This is a genomic window from Kitasatospora sp. NPDC088346, from assembly GCF_044740765.1.
Classification (GTDB): Bacteria; Actinomycetota; Actinomycetes; order Streptomycetales; family Streptomycetaceae; genus Kitasatospora.
Genome location: NZ_JBIURH010000006.1, coordinates 207019 through 227316, shown reverse-complemented (window position 1 = coordinate 227316; position 20298 = coordinate 207019). Strand labels below are relative to the sequence as shown.

Annotated in this window: 16 protein-coding genes and 1 pseudogene; 7 read left to right on the top strand and 10 right to left on the bottom strand. The window is 74.0% G+C overall.

Translation table 11 applies throughout. From position 1 onward, the window contains the following. Positions 1-100 precede the first annotated feature (100 nt). On the top strand, positions 101-2008 hold the full coding sequence (gene dxs / locus ACIOFR_RS11870; RefSeq protein WP_400995204.1) for a 1-deoxy-D-xylulose-5-phosphate synthase: 1908 nt from the start codon (positions 101-103) through the stop codon (positions 2006-2008). 124 nt (positions 2009-2132) lie between these two features. After that, complete coding sequence (locus ACIOFR_RS11865; protein ID WP_400995201.1) at positions 2133-3695, top strand: ArnT family glycosyltransferase; 1563 nt, start codon at positions 2133-2135, stop codon at positions 3693-3695. A 261-nt stretch (positions 3696-3956) separates the two neighbouring features. Here ACIOFR_RS11865 and ACIOFR_RS11860 read toward each other — a convergent pair whose 3' ends face one another. From ACIOFR_RS11860 to ACIOFR_RS11840, 5 genes are all read right to left on the bottom strand, one after another. Then, positions 3957-6083: a 3-hydroxyacyl-CoA dehydrogenase NAD-binding domain-containing protein gene (locus ACIOFR_RS11860; protein ID WP_400995199.1), complete on the bottom strand. Its 2127-nt coding sequence runs from the start codon at positions 6081-6083 to the stop codon at positions 3957-3959. A 2-nt stretch (positions 6084-6085) separates the two neighbouring features. Further along, a complete protein-coding gene (locus ACIOFR_RS11855) occupies positions 6086-7303 on the bottom strand; it encodes a thiolase family protein (RefSeq protein ID WP_400995197.1) in 1218 nt (405 codons plus the stop codon). Between the two features lie 261 nt (positions 7304-7564). Continuing rightward, positions 7565-8809, bottom strand: a complete 1245-nt coding sequence (locus tag ACIOFR_RS11850; protein WP_400995194.1) for an HRDC domain-containing protein — start codon at positions 8807-8809, stop codon at positions 7565-7567. A gap of 249 nt (positions 8810-9058) precedes the next feature. Continuing rightward, positions 9059-9775: a LuxR C-terminal-related transcriptional regulator gene (locus ACIOFR_RS11845; RefSeq protein WP_400995192.1), complete on the bottom strand. Its 717-nt coding sequence runs from the start codon at positions 9773-9775 to the stop codon at positions 9059-9061. Between the two features lie 309 nt (positions 9776-10084). Continuing rightward, positions 10085-10735, bottom strand: coding sequence for a DUF3000 domain-containing protein (locus ACIOFR_RS11840; RefSeq protein WP_400995190.1), 651 nt, complete (start codon positions 10733-10735; stop codon positions 10085-10087). Positions 10736-10882: 147 nt separating this feature from the next. Between ACIOFR_RS11840 and hemE the strand changes: the two genes are divergently transcribed. Next, the gene (hemE, locus tag ACIOFR_RS11835; protein WP_400995188.1) at positions 10883-11986 is read left to right on the top strand and encodes a uroporphyrinogen decarboxylase; all 1104 of its coding nucleotides are present in this window, start codon (positions 10883-10885) and stop codon (positions 11984-11986) included. A gap of 64 nt (positions 11987-12050) precedes the next feature. On the opposite strand, the gene ACIOFR_RS11830 is transcribed toward hemE, so the two are convergent. Continuing rightward, complete coding sequence (locus tag ACIOFR_RS11830; protein ID WP_400995185.1) at positions 12051-13103, bottom strand: DUF4349 domain-containing protein; 1053 nt, start codon at positions 13101-13103, stop codon at positions 12051-12053. A gap of 237 nt (positions 13104-13340) precedes the next feature. Between ACIOFR_RS11830 and ACIOFR_RS11825 the strand changes: the two genes are divergently transcribed. The 3 genes from ACIOFR_RS11825 to hemQ all read left to right on the top strand — a co-directional run bounded on the left by ACIOFR_RS11825 (position 13341) and on the right by hemQ (position 15873). Further along, on the top strand, positions 13341-13586 hold the full coding sequence (locus tag ACIOFR_RS11825) for a hypothetical protein (RefSeq protein ID WP_400995183.1): 246 nt from the start codon (positions 13341-13343) through the stop codon (positions 13584-13586). Positions 13587-13741: 155 nt separating this feature from the next. Then, positions 13742-15163: a protoporphyrinogen oxidase gene (gene hemG / locus ACIOFR_RS11820; RefSeq protein WP_400995181.1), complete on the top strand. Its 1422-nt coding sequence runs from the start codon at positions 13742-13744 to the stop codon at positions 15161-15163. Next, a complete protein-coding gene (gene hemQ / locus ACIOFR_RS11815) occupies positions 15160-15873 on the top strand; it encodes a hydrogen peroxide-dependent heme synthase (protein WP_400995178.1) in 714 nt (237 codons plus the stop codon). The genes hemG and hemQ overlap by 4 nt, the downstream gene beginning before the upstream one ends. 48 nt (positions 15874-15921) lie before the next feature. Here hemQ and ACIOFR_RS11810 read toward each other — a convergent pair whose 3' ends face one another. The 4 genes from ACIOFR_RS11810 to ACIOFR_RS11795 form a co-directional block, all read right to left on the bottom strand. Then, complete coding sequence (locus ACIOFR_RS11810; protein ID WP_400995176.1) at positions 15922-16698, bottom strand: TIGR04222 domain-containing membrane protein; 777 nt, start codon at positions 16696-16698, stop codon at positions 15922-15924. An 81-nt stretch (positions 16699-16779) separates the two neighbouring features. Further along, positions 16780-17832, bottom strand: a complete 1053-nt coding sequence (locus tag ACIOFR_RS11805) for a TIGR04222 domain-containing membrane protein (RefSeq protein WP_400995174.1) — start codon at positions 17830-17832, stop codon at positions 16780-16782. Between the two features lie 37 nt (positions 17833-17869). After that, positions 17870-18316 (bottom strand): hypothetical protein, encoded by a 447-nt coding sequence (locus ACIOFR_RS11800; protein ID WP_400995171.1) that lies wholly within the window; start codon positions 18314-18316, stop codon positions 17870-17872. Then, positions 18309-19145, bottom strand: coding sequence for a DUF692 domain-containing protein (locus tag ACIOFR_RS11795; RefSeq protein WP_400995168.1), 837 nt, complete (start codon positions 19143-19145; stop codon positions 18309-18311). The genes ACIOFR_RS11800 and ACIOFR_RS11795 overlap by 8 nt, the downstream gene beginning before the upstream one ends. A 224-nt stretch (positions 19146-19369) precedes the next feature. Here ACIOFR_RS11795 and ACIOFR_RS11790 point away from each other — a divergent pair. After that, positions 19370-20288: pseudogene (locus ACIOFR_RS11790) on the top strand (GNAT family N-acetyltransferase). Positions 20289-20298 lie beyond the last annotated feature (10 nt).

Sequence of the window (20298 nt, the reverse complement as noted above, 5' to 3'; positions counted from 1 at the left end):
TCAAGGGTGCGCCGGCCGGCGCCGAAGCACTCCGCACCCACGGGCGACAGCGCCCATCGGGCCCGCCCTGGGTCCGGGAACTGTGAACGAGGAGGAACGGGTGGCCCTGCTGACCCGCATTAGGGGACCGCGCGATCTCGACCGGCTCACCCCGGCGCAGCTGGCCGCACTGGCCGACGAGATCCGCGGCTTCCTGGTCGAGGAGGTCTCCAAGACCGGTGGCCACCTCGGACCGAACCTCGGCGTGGTCGAGCTGACCATCGCGCTGCACCGGGTCTTCGACTCGCCGCGCGACCGCATCCTCTTCGACACCGGCCACCAGAGCTACGTGCACAAGCTGCTCACCGGCCGCCAGGACTTCTCCGGCCTGCGCACCAAGGGCGGCCTGTCGGGCTACCCGTCGCGCGCCGAGTCCGAGCACGACGTCATCGAGAACTCGCACGCCTCCACCGTTCTCGGCTACGCCGACGGCCTGGCCAAGGCCAACCAGCTCCAGGGCCACAAGGACCGGCCCGTGGTCGCCGTGATCGGCGACGGCGCGCTCACCGGCGGCATGGCCTGGGAGGCGCTCAACAACATCGCCGACGCCAAGGACCGCCCGCTGGTCATCGTCGTCAACGACAACGAGCGCTCGTACTCCCCGACCATCGGCGGCCTCGCCAACCACCTCGCGACCCTGCGCACCACCCAGGGCTACGAGCGGTTCCTGTCCTGGGGCAAGGACGCGCTGCAGCGCACCCCGGTGGTCGGCCAGCAGCTCTTCGAGACGCTGCACGGCGCCAAGAAGGGCCTCAAGGACTTCATCGCCCCGCAGGGCATGTTCGAGGACCTCGGCCTCAAGTACATCGGCCCGATCGACGGCCACGACCTCACCGCCCTGGAGTCCGCGCTCACCAAGGCGCGCGGCTTCGGCGGGCCGGTGATCGTGCACTGCCTGACCGAGAAGGGCCGCGGCTACCACGCCGCCGAGAACAACGACGAGGACCGCTTCCACGCGGTCGGCGTCATCCACCCGGAGACCGGCCTGCCGATCAAGTCCGCCGGCAAGGACTGGACCTCGGTGTTCGGCGAGGAGATGGTCTCCCTCGGCCGCGAGCGCAAGGACATCGTCGCGATCACCGCGGCGATGCTGCACCCGGTGGGCCTGGCCCCGTTCGCCAAGACCTTCCCCGAGCGGATCTTCGACGTCGGCATCGCCGAGCAGCACGCCGCGGTCTCCGCGGCCGGCCTCGCCACCAACGGCCTGCACCCGGTCGTCGCGGTCTACGCGACCTTCCTCAACCGTGCCTTCGACCAGGTCCTGATGGACGTCGCCCTGCACCGCCTGGGCGTCACCTTCGTGCTCGACCGCGCGGGCGTCACCGGCACCGACGGCGCCTCGCACAACGGCATGTGGGACATGTCGATCCTCCAGGTCGTCCCCGGCCTGCGACTGGCCGCGCCGCGCGACGCCGACCAGCTCCGCGCCCAGCTGCGCGAGGCCGTCGAGGTGGACGACGCGCCCACCGTGGTCCGCTACTCCAAGGGCACGGTCGGCCCCGCCGTGCCGTCGCTGGGCCGGATCGGCGGCATGGACCTGCTGCTGGAGAACGGCGAGCGCGACGGCGACCGCCGCGCCGACGTGCTGATCGTCTCGGTCGGCGCGATGGCCCCGCTCTGCCTGGAGACCGCCGAGCTGCTGGCCGCCCAGGGCATCACCTCCACCGTGGTCGACCCGCGCTGGGTCAAGCCGGTCGACCCGGCCCTGCCCGGCCTGGCGGCCGAGCACCGGGTGGTCGTCACGGTCGAGGACAACGGCCGCGCCGGCGGTGTCGGTTCCGCGGTCGCCCAGGCCCTGCGCGACGCCGACGTGGACCTGCCGCTGCGCGACTTCGGCATCCCGCAGGAGTTCCTGGACCACGCCACCCGCGACCAGATCATGGCCGAGATCGGCCTGACCGCCCCGGACATCGCCCGGCAGGTCACCGCCCTGGTCTCCCGGCTCGGCGCGCAGGCCGTCCAGGCCTGACCCGGCACCGGCCCCGGGAGCGGCACCGCCCGCTCCCGGGGCCGTGCGCTGTACGCCCCCCGCCGGGCCCGTGCTCCGGCCAATTCCGTGCTCCGTCGCCCACGATCGGACTATTGTCGTACCGATGCCGGGACCGGCAGCGTCCGTGCAGAAACCGCCCGGTAGGTTGTCACCTGTGCCCCTCACCACCAGCCGCCTCACCGCCCTGACCGCACGCGTGCCCGAACGCGTCCGGACCGGGTACTGGACCCGCGTGGTCCCGGTGCTCGCGCTGCTCGCGGTGGTCACCCACGTCCCGTCCTTCCTGCGACCGGTGTGGAGCCCCGACGAGGGCTACCTGGCCACCCAGGCCCGCATGCTGGCCGACGGCGGCGTCCTCTACGACACCGTCGTCGACCGCAAGCCCCCGCTGCTGCCGTGGCTCTACGAGGCCTGCTTCGCCGTCTTCGGCTCCGCCTCGCTCTGGCCGCTGCGCACCCTCGCCATCGTCGCCCACCTGGTGACGGCGGTCCTGCTGGCCTCACTGGCCCGCGGCCGCTGGGGCAACCGGGCCGGCGCCGGCGCCGGGGTGCTCTACCTGCTGCTGTCCATCGGGCTCTCCCCGGAGGACACCCAGGCGGCGACCTTCGAGGTCTTCATGCTGCCCGCCATGGTCGCGGCCTTCCGGTACGCCGAACGGCGGCGCTGGCTGGCCGCCGGCATCGCGGTGGCCCTGTGCTCGCTGACCAAGCAGACCGGCGGCGCCGTGATGCTCCCGGTGCTGTGGATGCTGTTCCAGGACGCCCGCCACCGCGGGGTGGCCTGGCGGCCCGCCCTGTTCAAGATCTGGTTCGGCTTCGCGCTGCCGATAGCGCTGGTCGCGGCCATCCTGACCAAGCCCAAGGGCTTCCTGTTCTGGGTGGTCACCGGCAGCGGCGACTACGCCACCCTGGGCTCCAACTGGCTGCAGATGGTCGGCCGGGCGCTCGGCAACTCCGGCATCCTGCTGGCCGCCGGCCTCGGCTTCCTGGCACCGGTCGGCTACCGGCTCTGGCTGCGGCGCGGCCGGCGGCTGCTGCCGGGCGCGGCCGAGGAGCACGGCTCCACCAGCGACCTGTGGATCTGGCTGCTCTCCTCGGTGGTCGCGGTCAGCGTCGGCTTCCACTTCTTCGGCCACTACTACCTCCAGCTGATGCCCCCGCTGGTGCTGCTCGGCGTCGGCGCCGTCTCCACCTCGGCCGTCCGCTGGCGGCCGGTGGTGGTGTACTCCGCGGCCGCCGCCACCTTCTTCTGGGGCCTGGCGGTCTTCTGGCCCGGCCAGCGGCTCTACCAGACCACCGAGGTGGCCACCGCCGTCGCGGCCCAGACCACCCCCAAGGACACCGTGCTGGTCTGGGGCATGCACCCCGAGCTGTACTGGCTGGCCGACCGCAGGCCCGCCAGCCGCTACCTGACGGCCGGCTTCCTGACCAACTTCAGCGGCGGCAAGGACGGCCAGCAGGTCGGTGAGCAGTTCAGCGTCTCCGACGCCTGGCAGACCTTCGACGCCGAACTCCAGGCCAAGGGCCTCCCCGAGGTGGTCGTCGACGACTCCGGCACCGCCCCCTACAACCCCGAGCTGGTCCCCCGGATCGAAACCCTCCTGGAGACCCACTACGAGGTCGTCGGCATGACCGGCGACACCGTCATCTACCGCCTGAAGCGCTGACCCCGCCCGCCTGCTTTCCTCCCAGCGGCGCGGGGCACTGCGCGCCCCGCAGGCCCTCCTCCCGCACGGGGCCCGGAACACCCGGGCCCCACCCCGCCCGCCTGCCTTCCCTGCAGGGGCGCGGGGTACTGTGCGGCCCCGGCACCCCGGCGTGAACGCAGAGCGGCGGAGCAGCCCCCGCAAGGGCCACTCCGCCGCTCTCCAGCCAATCTCTCAGGTCATCCCTCAGACCGGCCGTCAGACCATCCCTCGAGCCGTGTTTCAGGCCGGGATCGACGCCACACCGGGCGCGAGGAACTTCTTCCCGTTGACCCGCTCCGAGACGCCCTCACGGTCCAGGTACGGGGTGATCCCGCCCAGGTGGAAGGGCCAGCCCGCGCCGGTGATCATGCACAGGTCGATGTCCTGCGCCTCGCCGACGACACCCTCGTCCAGCATCAGGCCGATCTCCTGCGCGACGGCCTCCAGGGCCTTGGCGAGGACCTGCTCCTCGGTCAGCACGGTGTCGCCGAACGACAGCAGCGCCAGCACCTCGGGGTCCAGCACCTGCTGGCCGTCCTGCCAGACGTAGAAGCCGCGCTTGCCGGCCTTGACCAGCTTGCCGAGGTTCTCGGAGACGGTGTACCGCTCCGGGAACGACGCGGCCAGCGTCTCCGAGACGTGCAGGGCGATGGCCGGGCCGACGAGCTCCAGGAGCACGATCGGGGACATCGGCAGGCCGAGCGGCAGCACGGCCTTCTCGATGGTCTCGATCGGGGTGCCCTCGTCGATGGAGCTCTGGATCGCGTCCATGAAGCGCAGCAGGATCCGGTTGACCACGAACGCCGGGGCGTCCTTGGTCAGGACGGCCGTCTTCTTCAGCTTGCGGGCGACCCCGAACGCGGTGGCCAGCGAGCCGTCGTCGGTCTTCTCGGCGCGGACGATCTCCAGCAGCGGCAGGATCGCGACCGGGTTGAAGAAGTGGAAGCCGACGACCCGCTCCGGGTGCTCCAGCTTCGACGCCATCTCGGTGACCGACAGCGAGGAGGTGTTGGTGGCCAGGATGGTGGTCGGCGCGACCACGGCCTCCAGCTCCGCCAGCACGTTCTGCTTGACGCCCATCTCCTCGAACACGGCCTCGATCACGAAGTCCGCGTCCCCGAAGGCGACGGCCTTGTCCAGGTGACCGGAGACCAGGCCCTTGAGCTTGTTGGCCTTGTCCTGGCCGATCCGGCCCTTGCCCAGCAGCTTGTCGATCTCGGCGTGGACGTAGCCGACGCCCTTGTCGATGCGCTCCTGGTCGATGTCGGTGAGGACCACCGGCACCTCCATCCGGCGCGCGAAGAGCAGCGCCAGCTGGGAGGCCATCAGGCCCGCGCCGACCACGCCGACCTTGTTGACCGGGCGGGCCAGCGACTTGTCCGGCGCACCGAACGGCTTCTTGGCCCGGCGCTGCACCAGGTTGAAGGCGTAGATGCCGCTGCGCAGCTCGCCGCTCATGATGAGGTCGGCCAGGGCCGCGTCCTCGGCGTCGAAGCCGGCCTGGAGGTCCTGGTCCTTGACCTGGGCGATGATGTCGAGGGCCTTGTAGGCGGCGGGGGCCGCGCCGTGGACCTTGGCGTCGGCGACCAGCCGGCCCCAGGCGACGGCGTCGTCCCAGGCCTTGCCGCGGTCGATCTCCTCGCGCTCCACCACGGTGGCGCCGGTGAGGACCTTGGCGGCCCAGGTGAGCGACTGCTCCAGGAAGTCGGCCGGCTCGAAGATCGCGTCCGCGATGCCGAGCTCGAACACCTCCTTGCCCTTGAGCTGCTTGTTCTGGCTCATCGAGTTCTCGACGATGACCTTGACGGCCTTCGCCGGACCGATCAGGTTCGGCAGGATGGTGCAGCCGCCCCAGCCGGGGACGAGGCCCAGGAAGACCTCGGGCAGCGAGAACGCCGGGACGCCCGAGCTGACGGTGCGGTAGGTGGCGTGCAGGCCGACCTCGACGCCGCCGCCCATCGCCGCGCCGTTGTAGAAGGCGAAGCTGGGGACGGGCAGCGCGGCGATCCGCTTGAAGACGTCGTGGCCGCCCTTGCCGATGGCCAGCGCGTCGCTGTGCTCCTTGAGCACCTCGACGCCCTTGAGGTCGGCGCCGACCGCGAAGATGAACGGCTTGCCGGTGATCGCGACGGCGGCGATGGTGCCGGCGGCGGCCTCGGCCTCGACCTGGTCCAGCGCCTCGGACAGCTTGGCCAGCGAGCCCGGGCCGAAGGTGGTCGGCTTGGTGTGGTCGAAGCCGTTGTCCAGGGTGATCAGGGCCAGCTTGCCGGCCTGCAGCGGCAGGTCCAGGTGGCGTACGTGCGCGGTGGTGACGACCTCGCCGGGGAACAGCTCGGCGGCGCGCTTCAGCAGCTCAGTGGTGCTCATGGTCACTTACCACCCTCGAAGTGCGGGTTCTCCCAGATGATGGTCCCGCCCATGCCGAAGCCGATGCACATGGTGGTCAGGCCGTACTGGACGTCGGGGCGCTGCTCGAAGCGGCGGGCCAGCTGGTTCATCAGGCGCACGCCCGAGGAGGCCAGCGGGTGGCCGAAGGCGATCGCGCCGCCGTACGGGTTGACCCGCTCGTCGTCGTCCGCGATGCCGTAGTGGTCCAGGAAGGCCAGCACCTGGACGGCGAAGGCCTCGTTGACCTCGAAGGCCTGGATGTCGTCGATCGTCAGGCCGGCCTTGGCCAGCGCCTTCTCGGTCGCCGGGACGGGGCCGATGCCCATCACCTCGGGCTCGACGCCCGCGAAGGCGTACGAGACCATGCGCATCTTGATCGGGAGGCCGAGCTCCTCGGCGACGTCCTCGGCGGCGAGCAGCGACGCGGTGGCGCCGTCGTTCAGGCCGGCCGAGTTGCCCGCGGTGATGTTGCCGTGCGGGCGGAACGGGGTCTTGAGGCCGCTCAGGCTGTCCATCGTGGTGCCCGGGCGCAGCGGCTCGTCCGTGGTGGCCAGGCCCCAGCCGGTCTCGCCGACGTCGGGGTTGGTGTTGCGGATCGCGATCGGCACCAGGTCGGGCTGGATGTCGCCGTTGGCGTACGCCTTGGCGGCCTTCTCCTGGGAGCGCACGGCGTAGGCGTCGCAGCGCTCCTTGGTGAGGTGCGGGAAGCGGTCGTGCAGGTTCTCGGCGGTCATGCCCATGAACAGGGCGGACTCGTCGACGAGCTTCTCCGACACGAAGCGCGGGTTCGGGTCCACGCCCTCGCCCATCGGGTGGCGGCCCATGTGCTCGACACCGCCGGCGACCACGATGTCGTACGCGCCGAAGGCGATGCCGCCCGCGGTCGCGGTGACGGCGGTCAGCGCGCCGGCACACATCCGGTCGATCGAGTAGCCCGGGACGGACTTCGGCAGGCCGGCCAGCAGCGCGGCGGTGCGGCCGATGGTCAGACCCTGGTCGCCGATCTGCGTGGTGGCCGCGACGGCGACCTCGTCGATGCGCTCGACGGGCAGGTTCGGGTTGCGGCGCACGAGCTCGCGGATGCACTTGACGACCAGGTCGTCGGCACGGGTCTCGTGGTAGATGCCCTTCGGGCCGGCCTTGCCGAACGGGGTGCGGACGCCGTCAACGAAGACGACGTCCCTCGCGGTACGAGGCACGGGGGCTCTCCTCCCAGGGGGACATGACGTTTGGCGCAGACCTCGGCTCACGGGTGGAGCGGCGCTGCTTCACGGTCATGCTACCCGCCGGTAACTACGTTGCCCATAGGCGACGGCCCGATATGCCTGTGTGTCCCCCACCACGTGCCCGCCCGTCCTGGGGCCCGGCGCCGGCCGCACCCGGGCGCGCGGACGCGAAGGGGGCGCCGGGAGACGATCCCGGCGCCCCCTTCGCGTCCGCGCCTACTCGCGCGTCCGCGCCTACTCGGCCTCGGGGGCCGGCTCGGCGAAGGCGGTGGCGAGGGCCGGGCCGACCAGGTCGACCTGCCACTGCCGGGCGCCCATGCGGCGCAGCGCGGCCGAGACGTCGGCCGCGGACTGCTCGGCCGGCGGTTCCCAGGACACCCGGCGGACCAGGTCCGGGGTGATCAGGTTCTCGGCGGGCAGGTTGTGCTCCTCGGCCAGTGCCGAGACGGCCGCGCGGGCGGCGCTCAGCCGGGCCGCGGCCACCGGGTCCTTGTCGGCCCAGGCGCGCGGCGGCGGCGGGCCGTCGTGCGGTGCGGAGGCCGGCGGCAGCTGGTTCTCGGGGATCTCGCGGGCCCGCTGGAGGGCGGCCAGCCACTGGTCGAGCTGGCGCCGGTTCACCCGGGGGCCGAAGCCGGAGACGGCCAGCAGCGCCGGTGCGTTCAGCGGCATCGCGAGCGCGGCGTTGACGATGGCCAGGTCCGGCAGGACCCGGCCGGGGGAGACGTCGCGCTCCCGGGCGATCCTGTCGCGGGTCTGCCAGAGCTCGCGGACGGCGGCCAGCTGGCGCCGGCGGCGGACCTTGTGCAGCTGGGAGGTGCGCCGCCAGGGGTCGACCCGGGGTGCGGGCTTCGGCGCGTCGACGAGGGCCGCGAACTCCTCCAGCGCCCAGCCGAGCTTGCCCTGGGCGTCCAGCTCCCGTTCGAGCGCGTCCCGCAGCTCGACCAGCACCTCGACGTCCAGGGCGGCGTACCGCAGCCAGGGCTCGGGCAGCGGGCGGGTGGACCAGTCGACGGCCGAGTGCTCCTTGGCGAGCGAGAGGCCGAGCACGTTCTCGGTCATCGGGCCGAGGCCGACCCGGGGGAACCCGGCCAGCCGTCCGGCCAGCTCGGTGTCGAACAGACGGCGTGGCCGCATGCCGACCTCGGACAGGCACGGCAGGTCCTGGGTCGCCGCGTGCACCACCCACTCGGTGTCCGCCAGCGCCGCGCCGAGCCCGCTCAGGTCGGGGCAGGCGATCGGGTCGACGAGCGCGGTGCCCGCGCCCGCCCGCCTGAGCTGGATCAGGTAGGCGCGCTGGCCGTAGCGGTAGCCGGAGGCCCGTTCGGCGTCGACGGCGACCGGCCCGGTGCCCGCGGCGAAGGCCGCGATCGTGTCGGCCAGCGCCTCCTGGTCGGCCACGACGGGTGGCAGCCCCTCCCTCGGTTCGAGGAGCGGGACCGGGGCTGTCTCTTCTGGGATGGCTGCTACGGCGTCGGTCACCCCCCAAGGGTACGACGGCACCCGCTCCCGGGAGTGTTGTCGGACTGGTCAGACCGGGTTCCGACATATGCCGGGGAGCGGGCCGGGCGGTCCGGGCGCCCGCCGGGGGCGGCCGGAGGGCTGCCGGAGGAGCCACCTGGGGGCCACCGACCTCCGCCACCGGCACCGGAACAGGGGAAGAAACGGGGACGGCCCGGAGGAAACGTTCCTCCGGGCCGCCACCGCTGTGTCGGGGTTGTGTGGATCGGCTCAGTGGATGATGCCCGTCCGCAGTGCGACCGCGACCATGCCGGCCCGGTCCCCGGTGCCGAGCTTGCGCGCGATCCGGGCCAGATGGCTCTTCACCGTCAGTGCGGACAGGCCCATGGCGACACCGATCGCCTTGTTGGACTGGCCCTCGGCGACCAGCCGGAGCACCTCGACCTCACGGCCGGACAGCTCGCGGTAGGCCGAGCTCTGGGTGCCCGGGGCGCCCGGGGCACCGGGTGCACCGGGGACGCCGCCCGCACCGGGCACGCCCGGCATGCCGGGCCGGCGCATCCGGCCGGCCATTCCGGCGGCGCCGAGCGGCAGCCCGGGTCGGCCCGGCATCGCGACGTTGGTGCGCGTCCCGGTGACGACGTAGCCCTTGACCCCGCCGGCCAGCGCGCTGCGGACCGCGCCGATGTCGTCGGCGGCGGAGAGCGCCAGGCCGTTGGGCCAGCCCGCGGCCCGGGTCTCGGCCAGGATCGTGAGGCCGGAGCCGTCCGGCAGGTGGACATCGGCGATGCAGATGTCGCGCGGGGTGGTGACCCGGGGACGGGCCTCCGCGATCGAGGAGACCTCGATGACGTCGCGCACACCCAGGGCCCACAGGTGGCGGGTGACGGTGTTTCGGACGCGTGGGTCGGCGATGACCACCATGGCGGTGGGCTTCGTCGGACGGTACGCGACCACGTTTGCGGGGTGCTCGAGAAGGACCGACACCAGGCCTCCTGGGGGGAGTGGCGGACGGAACCCCGATGGGGGCGGTCGGAGTGTTCCGCGGGTGGAAAGGGTCACTGACACCTTCGGCAGCATCCGTGCCCGGCTTTAGCGAAAGATCACGATCTAGTGAGTAACAATAAGGACAAATCGCGCAGGTGAGTGATGCGACATGCCCAGAAATCGCACAAATGCGATCGAATGCCGACCGGTGTGATCGCATTGGGGCAGGTAATTGACACAGTGCGCGTCAGAAGTCACACTCCGTCAGCCCTGCGGGTGGCATGGTGCGCTGAACGCCCGGAATGACCCTCAGTGGGGGCGCGGACGGCGGCGCGCGGGCATCGGCACCACTCCACCGAGTGACGGGGCGTCGGCGGGCGGCAGCGGCGTGGGGACCACCGGCGGCAGGCCGGCGCAGACGCACAGCAGGTCGCCCCAGGCCGCCAGGTGGCGCTCGAACCGGCCGTCGGACGGCGTCCAGGACGCGCGCAGCTCGATCTCGGTGGAGGACGGCCGGTCGGCGAGCGCGCCGAAGTACTGCGAGGCGCAGTGGCTCACCGTGCCGCCCGGCGCGGTGTACCCGGCGCCGTGGGCCTGTAGGGAGTCCATCAGCCAGGCCCAGCCGACCTCGGCGAGCATCGGGTCGCCGGCCATCTCGGGCTCCAGCTCGGCGCGGGTCATGGTGACGACCCGGAAGTCGCCGTGCCAGGACTCCTGCCCGGCCGGATCGTGCAGCAGCACCAGCCGGCCGTCGGCCAGCTCCTCGCCGTCCACCTCGACCGTCGCCGCGACCGCGTACGCGAACGGGGCCAGCCGGCGCGGGGCGGGTGTGGCGGAGAGCACCAGTTCGGGGCGCAACCGCGCCCCGGCCAGCGCCTCGACCGCGTCCTGGAACTCGATCGGCGCCGACTCCTTGCCCGTTCCTCCACCGTGTGCGGGGTGCCCGCCGACCGCTGCCATGCTCTGAAGACTAGGTGGCCCGGCGCCGCATTCCGAGCACCTTTCGCCGGTCCGGCGTGCCGGAGGCCGTGCGAAGCCGCCCATTCTGGAGGAATCCACCACTCACCGGGGCCGGGCGCGCCCGGGGCGCGTGCGAAGATTTGGAACGTGAGCGAGACTTCCGCGGCCACCCCCGCAGCCCAGACCGGTCAGCAGCCCCTCGCGCGCCGCGGCGCCGCGCACGACTCCGCCTTCCTGCGCGCTGCTCGCGGCGAGCCGGTGCCGCACACCCCGGTCTGGTTCATGCGGCAGGCCGGCCGCTCCCTGCCGGAGTACCTCAAGGTGCGGGAGGGGATCCCGATGCTGGACTCCTGCATGCGCCCCGACCTGGTCAAGGAGATCACCCTGCAGCCGGTCCGCCGGCACAAGGTGGACGCCGCGATCTTCTTCAGCGACATCGTGGTGCCGCTCAAGGCCGTCGGCATCGACGTCGAGATCAAGGGCGGGGTCGGCCCGGTCATCGCCGACCCGATCCGCACCGCCGCGGACCTCCGGCGGCTGCGCCCGCTGGAGCCGGACGACATGCCGTACATCACCGAGGCCGTCGGCCTGCTGGTGGACGAGCTCGGCGGAACTCCCCTGATCGGCTTCGCCGGGGCGCCGTTCACGCTGGCCAGCTACCTGGTCGAGGGCGGCCCGTCGAAGAGCTACGAGAACACCAAGGCCATGATGTACGGCGCGCCCGAGCTCTGGGCCGAGCTGGTCGACCGGCTGGCCGGCATCACCGCCGCCTTCCTGAAGATCCAGATCGAGGCGGGCGCCTCCGCGATCCAGCTCTTCGACTCCTGGGCCGGTGCGCTCGCCCCCGAGGACTACCGCCGCTCGGTGCTGCCCGCCAGCACCAAGGTCTTCGACGCCGTCGCCGGGTACGGCGTGCCGCGGATCCACTTCGGCGTCAACACCGGTGAGCTGCTCGGGCTGATGGGCGAGGCCGGCGCGGACATCGTCGGTGTCGACTGGCGGGTGCCGCTGGACGTCGCCGCCGAGCGGGTCGGCCCCGGCAAGGGGCTGCAGGGCAACCTCGACCCGGCCGTGCTCTACGCCCCCACCGCCGTGGTCGAGGCCAAGGCCCGCGAGGTGCTGGACGCCGCGGCCAAGGCGGTCGGCGACAGCCACCACATCTTCAACCTGGGCCACGGCGTGATGCCGAGCATGGACCCGGACGCGCTGAGCCGGCTGGTCGCCTTCGTGCACGAGGTCAGCGCCCGCTGAACCGTCCGCCCGCTCCGGCACCGTGCCGCGGTGCCGGAGCGGGCGCTCCGGGCTCAGGCCCGGGTCACCGTGGCGGCTCCCCGCCGGACGGCGGTGCGGCCGGGTGCTGCGGTGCGGCCGGCTCCTGCGGTGCGGCCGGGGCCTCCGGCCCGGCGGCCGGAGCCGCCCACGGGTCCGTCCCCGACGGTTGCGCCGGGACGGCCGCCCCCGCCGAACGGCGCGGGCGCCTGCGCCGCAGCAACCAGACCAGCAGCCCGGCCGGGACGGCCACCAGCAGGAACGGCGCGATCGCGGCCAGCGCGACCAGCAGTCCCTGGAACAGCGCCACCAGCACGTGCCAGCCGCCGGCCGCCGCCCGGCCGACCGAGGCCCAGAACCCGTCCTTCTTCTTGGCCGGCTCCGCCGCGGGGGCCCGCTCGGCGTGCAGCTCCAGCGTGATGGTGGAGAACGAGGTGCGCGCGGACAGCTTCTGCTGCTGGCTCTTCAGCGACTCCAGGTCGGCCTCCCGCCGGCTCAGCTCGCTCTCCAGCGAGACCACCTCGGCCAGCGTCTTGGCGTCCGCCATCAGCGCCCGGACCCGGTCCACGCTGGCCTGCTGGGTCCGCACCCGGCTGTCCACGTCGACCACCTGCTGGGTCAGGTCCTCGGCCTGACTGGTCAGCCGCAGGGTCCTGGTGCCGAGGGCGGCGAGCTGGTCCAGCGCCTGCTGGTGGCCGGTCGAGGGCACCTTCAGGGTGAGCTGGGCGTCCCCGCCGGACACGCTCTGGCTGCCGACGTAGCCGCCGGCCGCCTGCACCGCGGCGGTCGCCGCGTCCGCGGCCTTGCGGACGTCCTTCACCTCCAGGCTCAACTGCGCCTTGAACTCGATGTACTTGGGGTCGACGGCCGGGGCCGCCGACGGCTGGCTCGCGCCACCGCCCGCGGCGGCCTTGGCGTCGCCCGGTGCGGCCTTGCCGTCCGCGGCGGCCGGGTTGCCCGCCTCCGGCGCCGCGGCCGGCGCGGCCGCACGGTTCGCCGCCGAGTCCGCCCCGCCGCTCGACGCGCTGCAGCCGCTCAGCAGCAGCACCGCCGCCACCGCCGTCACCCCGAGCGCGCCCACAACTCTTCGCTCTCGCACGATTCCTGGCCCTCCCCGTTCCCGTCCGGCAGTGCCCTCCGGCGGGCCTGCTCCGCCGATCTGACGCAACCGCGTCCCGGCAGGATCCCGCCGGTTGGTCCCGAACCGGTCACATCCCGGACGCGTTCGGATGTAGAACGGGACGGTGGCCGACGGGACCAACGGTGGCGTCTTCACCGGACAGGTCATCCAGGCCCGGTAGATGACGATGCGTCAGGCCGGCCCGATGCCGGCCCGGTGCTGGCCGCGGTGGACCCGGCCGCCGCCGGACCGGGCACCCGGATCGTCGCGCTCGCCGGCCTCGGCGTCCCCGGGGAGCGCATCCCGCCCGACCCCGCGGGGCGCGAGGCCCGGTACCGCTCGGCCCTGCACGGCTGCGCGCAGAGCGGCCGGAGCCCGCTGATCGTGGCCGACGACGCCGCGTCGCGCGCACGCCGCCCTGGGCCTGCGCGACCTGGAGGAAGGCCACCGGACGGCGGCTGATCCCCGCCCGCCCCGGCCCCGACCGGTCAACCACCGCGGGCCCGTCCACCGGCATCTTCCGGGGGACGCCGGCGCGGCCCGCGCCGTCCCCGGCCGGTGTCGGCCCCGACGGGCTGGTCCACGGGCGGCAGGTAAGGACTGAGAGACTGCAGGACATGGCACAAGCGCATGTCGTGGTGGTCGGCGGTGGCATCGCGGGGCTGGCCGCCGCGGCCTTTCTGAGTGCGGGCCCCGGCCGGGTCACCCTGCTGGAGGGCTCCGGGCGGCTCGGCGGGAAGCTGATGACCGGCGAGGTCGGCGGGGTCCGGGTGGACCTCGGGGCCGAGTCGATGCTGGCCCGGCGGCCCGAGGCGGTGGAGCTCGCCCGGCTGGTCGGGCTGGCGGACGCACTGGAGCCGCCCGGTACCGCCAAGGCCGCCGTCTGGACCAGGGGCGCCCTGCGCCCGCTGCCGGCCGGGCAGTTGATGGGCGTGCCCGGCGACCTGGACGCGCTGGCCGCCTCCGGGGTCCTCTCGCCGGCCGGCCTGGAACGGGCGCGGCGCGAACGGGACGCCGACCTCGGCCCGGACGTCGCGATCGGCGCGTACGTCGCCGCCCGGCTCGGCCCGGAGGTGGTCGACCGGCTGGTCGAACCGCTGCTCGGCGGGGTGTATGCCGGACAGGCCCGGGAGATCTCGCTGAAGGCCGCCGTGCCGCAGCTGCTGGCGGTGGCCCGGGAGGGCGGCTCCCTGGTCGGAGGCGTGCACCGGATGCTCGGCCGGGCGACGGCCGGCGGCCCGGTCTTCCAGGGCCTGCGCGGCGGCATCGGCACCCTGCCGCAGGCCGTCGAGGCGTACTGCCGCCGGGCCGGCGCCGACCTGCGCACCGACACCCCGGTGACGGAGCTGCGCCGCACCCGCGACGGCTGGCGGGTCCGCACCGAGGACGGCGAACTGGCCGCGGACGCCGTGGTGCTGGCCGTCCCGGCCCCGCGGGCCGCCGCACTGCTGCGGACCGAGCTGCCCGGCGCCGCCGCCGAGCTGGGCGGCATCGAGTACGCCGGGATGGCCCTGGTCACGATGGCGTTCCACCGCTCGGAGCTGACCGAACCGCTGGTCGGCAGCGGCTTCCTGGTCCCGCCGGTGGACGGGCGGTCGATCAAGGCCTCGACGTTCTCCTCGAACAAGTGGGGCTGGCTGGACCGCGCCGCCCCCGACGCCTTCCTGCTGCGCACCTCGCTCGGCCGCTACCGCGAGGAGCAGGCGCTCGCCCTGCCGGACGAGGAACTGGTGGCCCGTTCGCTCGCCGACCTGGCGGAGGCGGTCGGACTGCGGGCCCGCCCGTACGACACCGCCGTCACCCGCTGGGCAGGCGGGCTGCCGCAGTACCCGGTCGGCCACCTGGACCGGGTGGCCCGGATCCGGACCGCCGTCGCGGCGGCCGGCGGGCTGGCGCTCTGCGGTGCGGCGTACGACGGGGTGGGCATTCCCGCCTGCGTCGCGAGTGCCCGGCGGGCGGTCGCGGAGCTGGCGGGGCTCGAAGATCCGCGGACCCCGGCTCGGGGCGGATCCGGCACGGAAGGGACAATGGGTGCATGACTGAGACCACTGAAGAGCAGCCCGTGAAGAAGAAGGCCCGTGACCTCAACCAGGTCATCCGCTACACCATGTGGTCGGTGTTCAAGCTGAAGGGCGAGCTGCCGGAGGACCGGGCCGCGCTGGCCGCCGAGGTGGACGAGCTGTTCGCGCAGCTCGACGCCAAGGACGTGACCGTCCGCGGCACCTACGACGTGTCCGGCCTGCGGGCCGACGCGGACGTGATGGTCTGGTGGCACGCGGAGGACTCGGACGACCTCCAGGAGGCGTACAACCGCTTCCGCCGCACCGCCGTCGGCCGGGTGCTGGAGCCGGTCTGGTCCAACATGGCGCTGCACCGCCCGGCGGAGTTCAACAAGTCGCACATCCCGGCGTTCCTCGCCGACGAGCGCCCGCGTGACTACGTCTGCGTCTACCCGTTCGTGCGCTCCTACGAGTGGTACCTGCTCCCGGACGAGGAGCGTCGGGCGATGCTCGCCGAGCACGGCATGATGGCCCGCGGCTACCCGGACGTCCGGGCCAACACGGTGGCCTCCTTCGCGCTCGGCGACTACGAGTGGCTGCTCGCCTTCGAGGCGGACGAGCTGCACCGGATCGTCGACCTGATGCGCGACCTGCGTCCGTCGCGGGCCCGGCTGCACGTGCGCGAGGAGGTCCCGTTCTTCACCGGCCGCCGCAAGCCGGTCGCGGAGCTGCTGGCCGGCCTGGTCTGACGGCCGGGCCCGGTCCGGGCACCCGCCGCCGCGGGCGGCGCACGGCCGTCAGTGCCGCAGCGCCGCCCGCAGCCGCGCGTCCGGTACGGCCTGCGGGCCGGCCATCGCCACCGCGGTGAGCAGCTCCCGCTCGGCGTCGTCCACCGGGCCGCCGTACTGCCGGGGCAGGGCGGCCGCGTCCAGGACCTCCAGCCCGGCGGGCGCCGCCCAGCGGGTGTACGGCCGGACGTCGACCCGGGCCATCAGCAGCGTGCCGCCGGTGAGGATCAGCGGCAGCGAGAACCAGGCGAGCGCGGCCCCGGCGTCGCCCGCACCCGGGGTGCCCAGCAGCAGGGTGGCGACCAGCAGCAGCAGCCCGGACAGGAACGCGTGCCGGACGTGGCGCAGCGCCGCCGTGGTGTTCGCCCGCACCGGCTCCGGGGTGGCCAGGCCGGCCGCCGCGAGCCGCTCGCCGATCTCCCGGACCGTCGGGTGGCCGGCGAGGTCGGTCCGCAGCCGGGCCGTCCGGCACTGGCCCTCGCGGCCGACCGAACCGATCAGGGCCCGTTCCAGCCGGCTGCGGCCCTGCGGGTCGACCACCGTCGTCCACCCGGTGTGCGCCAGGTGCAGCCGGCCCCGGCCCGCCATCAGGACCAGGACCAGGTCGACCACCCGGGTCGGCCCGCCGGCCAGGTACGCGGTCTCGTACAGCCCGACGCCGGCCAGTTGCTCCGGCCGGGCCACCGCGTCGTGCGGGAAGGGGGCGAAGGCGGCCGCGACCCGGACCAGCCGCAGGCAGGACAGCACGGCGGCGAGGCAGGCGGGGATCAGCAGGAGCAGCCACATGGGGCTGTTGTAGACCGGTCCGGGGCACCGCAGCAGCGGAACCCCGGACCGCGATACCGAACTGTGACCGGAGTCCGCAGGTCAGGAGCCGCAGCTGCTGCCGCAACTGCTCGACGACCCGCAGCTGGAGGAGGACCCGCAGCTGCTGCTGGAGGATCCGCAGCCGGAGGACGAGCTGCCGCAACTGCTGCTGCTGGCACCGCAGCTGCTGGACGATCCGCAGCTGGAGGAGGACCCGCAGCCGGACGAGCCGCTGTCACCGGACGAGCCGCTGTCGCCGGAGGACCCGCACCAGACCACGCTGGCGCCGGAGTCCGAACCGCTGAACCCGCCGCTCCCGTTGGTGGCGGCCGCCAGCCGGGCCGTCATCGCCTCCCGCAGGACCTCGTCGGTCAGGACGGCCGCGCCGCCGAGCGCCACCGCGCCGTACAGCAGCTGGTCGGCCCGGTCGCCGGCCACGTCGTGCGGGCGCCAGGGCGAGCCCTGCTGCATCAGGGCCAGCTGCCGGCGGCCGGCCGGGGTGATCCGGGCCCGGCCCGGCCGGGTGGCCAGCAGGCCGAACAGGCCGACGATCAGCAGGATCGCGAAGGCGGGGAACGGCGGGAAGCTGAAGCCCGGCTCGCTGGAGATCCGGTCCACCCAGGCGAAGCCCGACACCACGCCGAGGACCACGGTGACCAGCATGGCCAGGCCCCAGAACCGGCGGGCCCGGACCACCGAGCGGTGCAGGTCGGGGCGGAGCATCAGGCCGCGGGCGGCCAGCCGGTCGCCGGTCTGCTGCACGGCGGGGGAGGCGCAGGTCAGCCGGCGCAGCGCGGCCAGCTGCTGGCTGCGGGCCGGGCCGGCCGCCTCGATCAGCGCGGCCTCCACGGGGTCCCGCGGCGCCGGGTCGGTGACGGTGACGGTGCCGTCCCGGGAGACCACCAGCCGGCCCTCCCGCTCCATCCGGACGATGACGGTGTCGACCACCCGGGTCGGGCCACCGGCCAGGAAGGCGGCGTCGGTCAGCGGCAGCCCGCGGCCGGGCAGGCCCTGCGGGTTCGGGACGCGCCGCATCCGCCGCAGCGCGATCGAGGTCCAGAGCATGCCGAGCGCCACCAGGGCGCAGGCGACGGCGAATTCGGTGTGCCACATCGTGGTTTCCCCCGTAGGACGGTACGAACGAGAGGGCTCAGTGCCCGGGTGAGGTGGTGCGGCGGCCGAAGCGGCGGCGGGCGGGCCGCCCGTCGGCCGGCCGGAGCCACCCGGAGATGGCGCCGCGCCAGGGCGTCGCGGGCTCGGCGGCCAGCGTCCACTCGGCGAAGGCCCGGGCGTCGGCCAGGTAGCCGCCGCTCTGGCGGTGCTGCTCGGCGTACCGGCGGAACAGCGGCGCGTACGCCTCGCCGAGGATCGCCGCCAGCTCGGGCGCGACGCGGGCCACGGTGTCGCGGCGCTTGGCGGCCAGGCCCTGGGCCTGGATCCGGACCTGCTCGGGGTCGAAGCCGTCGGGCACCGGGCCGCCGGCCACCAGGGCCGCGACCAGCTCGGTCTGCCGTCGGGCCAGCGAGGCCCGGGCGACGACCAGTTCGGCGTCGCCCTCGGTTCCGCCGCGCAGCAGGTACTCGTCGCGCTCAGACATGCTGCACCCGCCGGGCCAGGACGCGGCGGATGTCCGCCAGCTCGCCCGCCAGCTCCGCCGGTGGCGGGAAGTTGTCGTCGCGTTCCAGCAGCACGCCCGGCGGCGCGGTGCGGGCGCACAGCTCGGCCAGCACCTCCAGGACGGGCGCGGTGACGGGGTGGGCGTGGGTGTCGTGCCAGCTGCCGTCCCGCTCGATCCCGCCGGCCACGTGGACGTAGGCGATCGCCTCCAGGGGCAGCCGGTCGAGCTCGGCGGTGACGTCCAGACCGAGGTTGACCCGGTTGGTGTGCAGGTTGGCGACGTCGACCAGCAGCCGCACGCCGGTCCGTTCGACCAGCTCGGCCAGGAACTCGCCCTCGCTGAACTCGTCGTCCGGCCAGCGCAGATGGGCGGCGACGTTCTCCAGGGCGAGCGGCACCGGCAGCTCCTGCTGGGCGATCCGGACGTTCTCCGCGATCACCCGCAGCGAGTCCCGGGACCGGGGTACCGGCAGCAGGTGACCGGCCTCCAGGCCGCCGGCCCGGACGAACGCCAGGTGTTCGGTGACCAGCGGCGCCGCGACCGCCTCGGCGACCTCGGCCAGCCGGGCCAGCCGCGAGCGGTCCGGGAGTTCGGCGCCGCCGAGGCCCAGCGCGACGCCGTGCGGGACCACCGCGACCCCGCGGGCCCGCAGGGCGCGCAGCGACTCGGGGAGGTGGCCGGCGCAGACGTTCTCGGCGACCACCTCGACCCAGTCCAGGTCGGGCAGCCGCTCGACCACGGTGTCGATCTCGGACCGCCAGCCGATGCCGACGCCCAGCAGGGGTGTCTCAGAAGTACGGGAAGTCATGGGTGACGCCTCCTTCCGGAGGGCTTGCCGAACAGCGGGGAAAGGTGTGGAACCAGTCCGGGCGGGGGAGGCTCCGTCGCGCTCCGCCCTGCTGCTGAGGGTGTATCCCCGGGGGCGCGCTGCCAACCCGTCCCCGGCAATCTCAGAGCTGAACTTGAGCTTTCAGCGGGGCCGCGGATTATTCAGCGGCGCCCGGGCGCCCGAGTGGCTAACGTGACCGACCTATGACCCCGAACGTCCGTGCCTTCGGCCCCGCCGACGCCGCCGCCACCGCCGCCGCCCACGCGGCCGGCCGCCCCCACCTGGTGACCACCCCCGAGGTGATCCGCTGGCTGGCCGGACGGCCGCACTACCACCTGCTGGTCGCCGAGCTGGACGGCCGGGTCGTCGGCGCCGCACGGTTCGGCCTGCTGGTGGACAGCACCGAGCCCGGCCAGGCCTTCCTCAACGTCAGCGTGCTGCCGGAGCACCGTGGCCGCGGCGCGGGCGGCGCCCTGCTGCGCGGCGGCGAGCGGGCGCTCGCGGCGCTCGGTGCCACCCGGGTGCACGGCTGGGTCGACGACGAGCCGGCCGACCTGGCCTTCGCCGCCCGGCACGGCTACCGTGCGGGCCGGGAGGCCCACTTCGGCGCACTGGACCTCACGGCCGCACCGCCGCCGCTGCCCGAGCTCCCCGCGGGCGTCGAACTCCGCCCGGCCGCCGACTTCCTGGCCGACCCGTACCCGCTCTACCTGATCGAGGTGGCCGGTGCGCAGGACGAGCCGGGCGACATCGCGCTCGACGACCAGCCGTACGAGGAGTGGCTGGCGGAGGTCTGGCAGCGACCGGACCTCGACCACGCGCTGACCACCGTGGCCGTGGTGGACGGCACCCCGGCGGCGTTCAGCGCGGCCCAGACCGACGGCGCCACCCGCTACTGGTCGGCGTTCACCGCCACCCGCACCGAGTACCGCGGCCGGGGGCTGGCCAAGCTCGACTCGCTGCACCGCGCCCGGGCTGCCCGGCTGCACCGCCGCCTACACCAGCAACGACGGCGCGAACGCGCCGATGCTGGCCATCAACGACCGCCTCGGCTACCGCCGTTGCGCCACCGAGCGCAAGCACGTCCGGGACCTCGACCAGGGCCCGGACGGCGCGTCGTAGGGCCGGTCTT

What these genes read in the sequence shown, in the direction of transcription:
- ACIOFR_RS11865 (WP_400995201.1), top strand. Translation starts at nt 2,133, where the DNA reads ATGCCGGGACCGGCAGCGTCCGTGCAGAAACCGCCCGGTAGGTTGTCA.
- ACIOFR_RS11860 (WP_400995199.1), bottom strand. Translation starts at nt 6,083, where the DNA reads ATGAGCACCACTGAGCTGCTGAAGCGCGCCGCCGAGCTGTTCCCCGGC.
- ACIOFR_RS11840 (WP_400995190.1), bottom strand. Translation starts at nt 10,735, where the DNA reads ATGGCAGCGGTCGGCGGGCACCCCGCACACGGTGGAGGAACGGGCAAG.
- hemG (WP_400995181.1), top strand. Translation starts at nt 13,742, where the DNA reads ATGGCACAAGCGCATGTCGTGGTGGTCGGCGGTGGCATCGCGGGGCTG.
- hemQ (WP_400995178.1), top strand. Translation starts at nt 15,160, where the DNA reads ATGACTGAGACCACTGAAGAGCAGCCCGTGAAGAAGAAGGCCCGTGAC.
- ACIOFR_RS11810 (WP_400995176.1), bottom strand. Translation starts at nt 16,698, where the DNA reads ATGTGGCTGCTCCTGCTGATCCCCGCCTGCCTCGCCGCCGTGCTGTCC.
- ACIOFR_RS11805 (WP_400995174.1), bottom strand. Translation starts at nt 17,832, where the DNA reads ATGTGGCACACCGAATTCGCCGTCGCCTGCGCCCTGGTGGCGCTCGGC.
- ACIOFR_RS11800 (WP_400995171.1), bottom strand. Translation starts at nt 18,316, where the DNA reads ATGTCTGAGCGCGACGAGTACCTGCTGCGCGGCGGAACCGAGGGCGAC.
- ACIOFR_RS11795 (WP_400995168.1), bottom strand. Translation starts at nt 19,145, where the DNA reads ATGACTTCCCGTACTTCTGAGACACCCCTGCTGGGCGTCGGCATCGGC.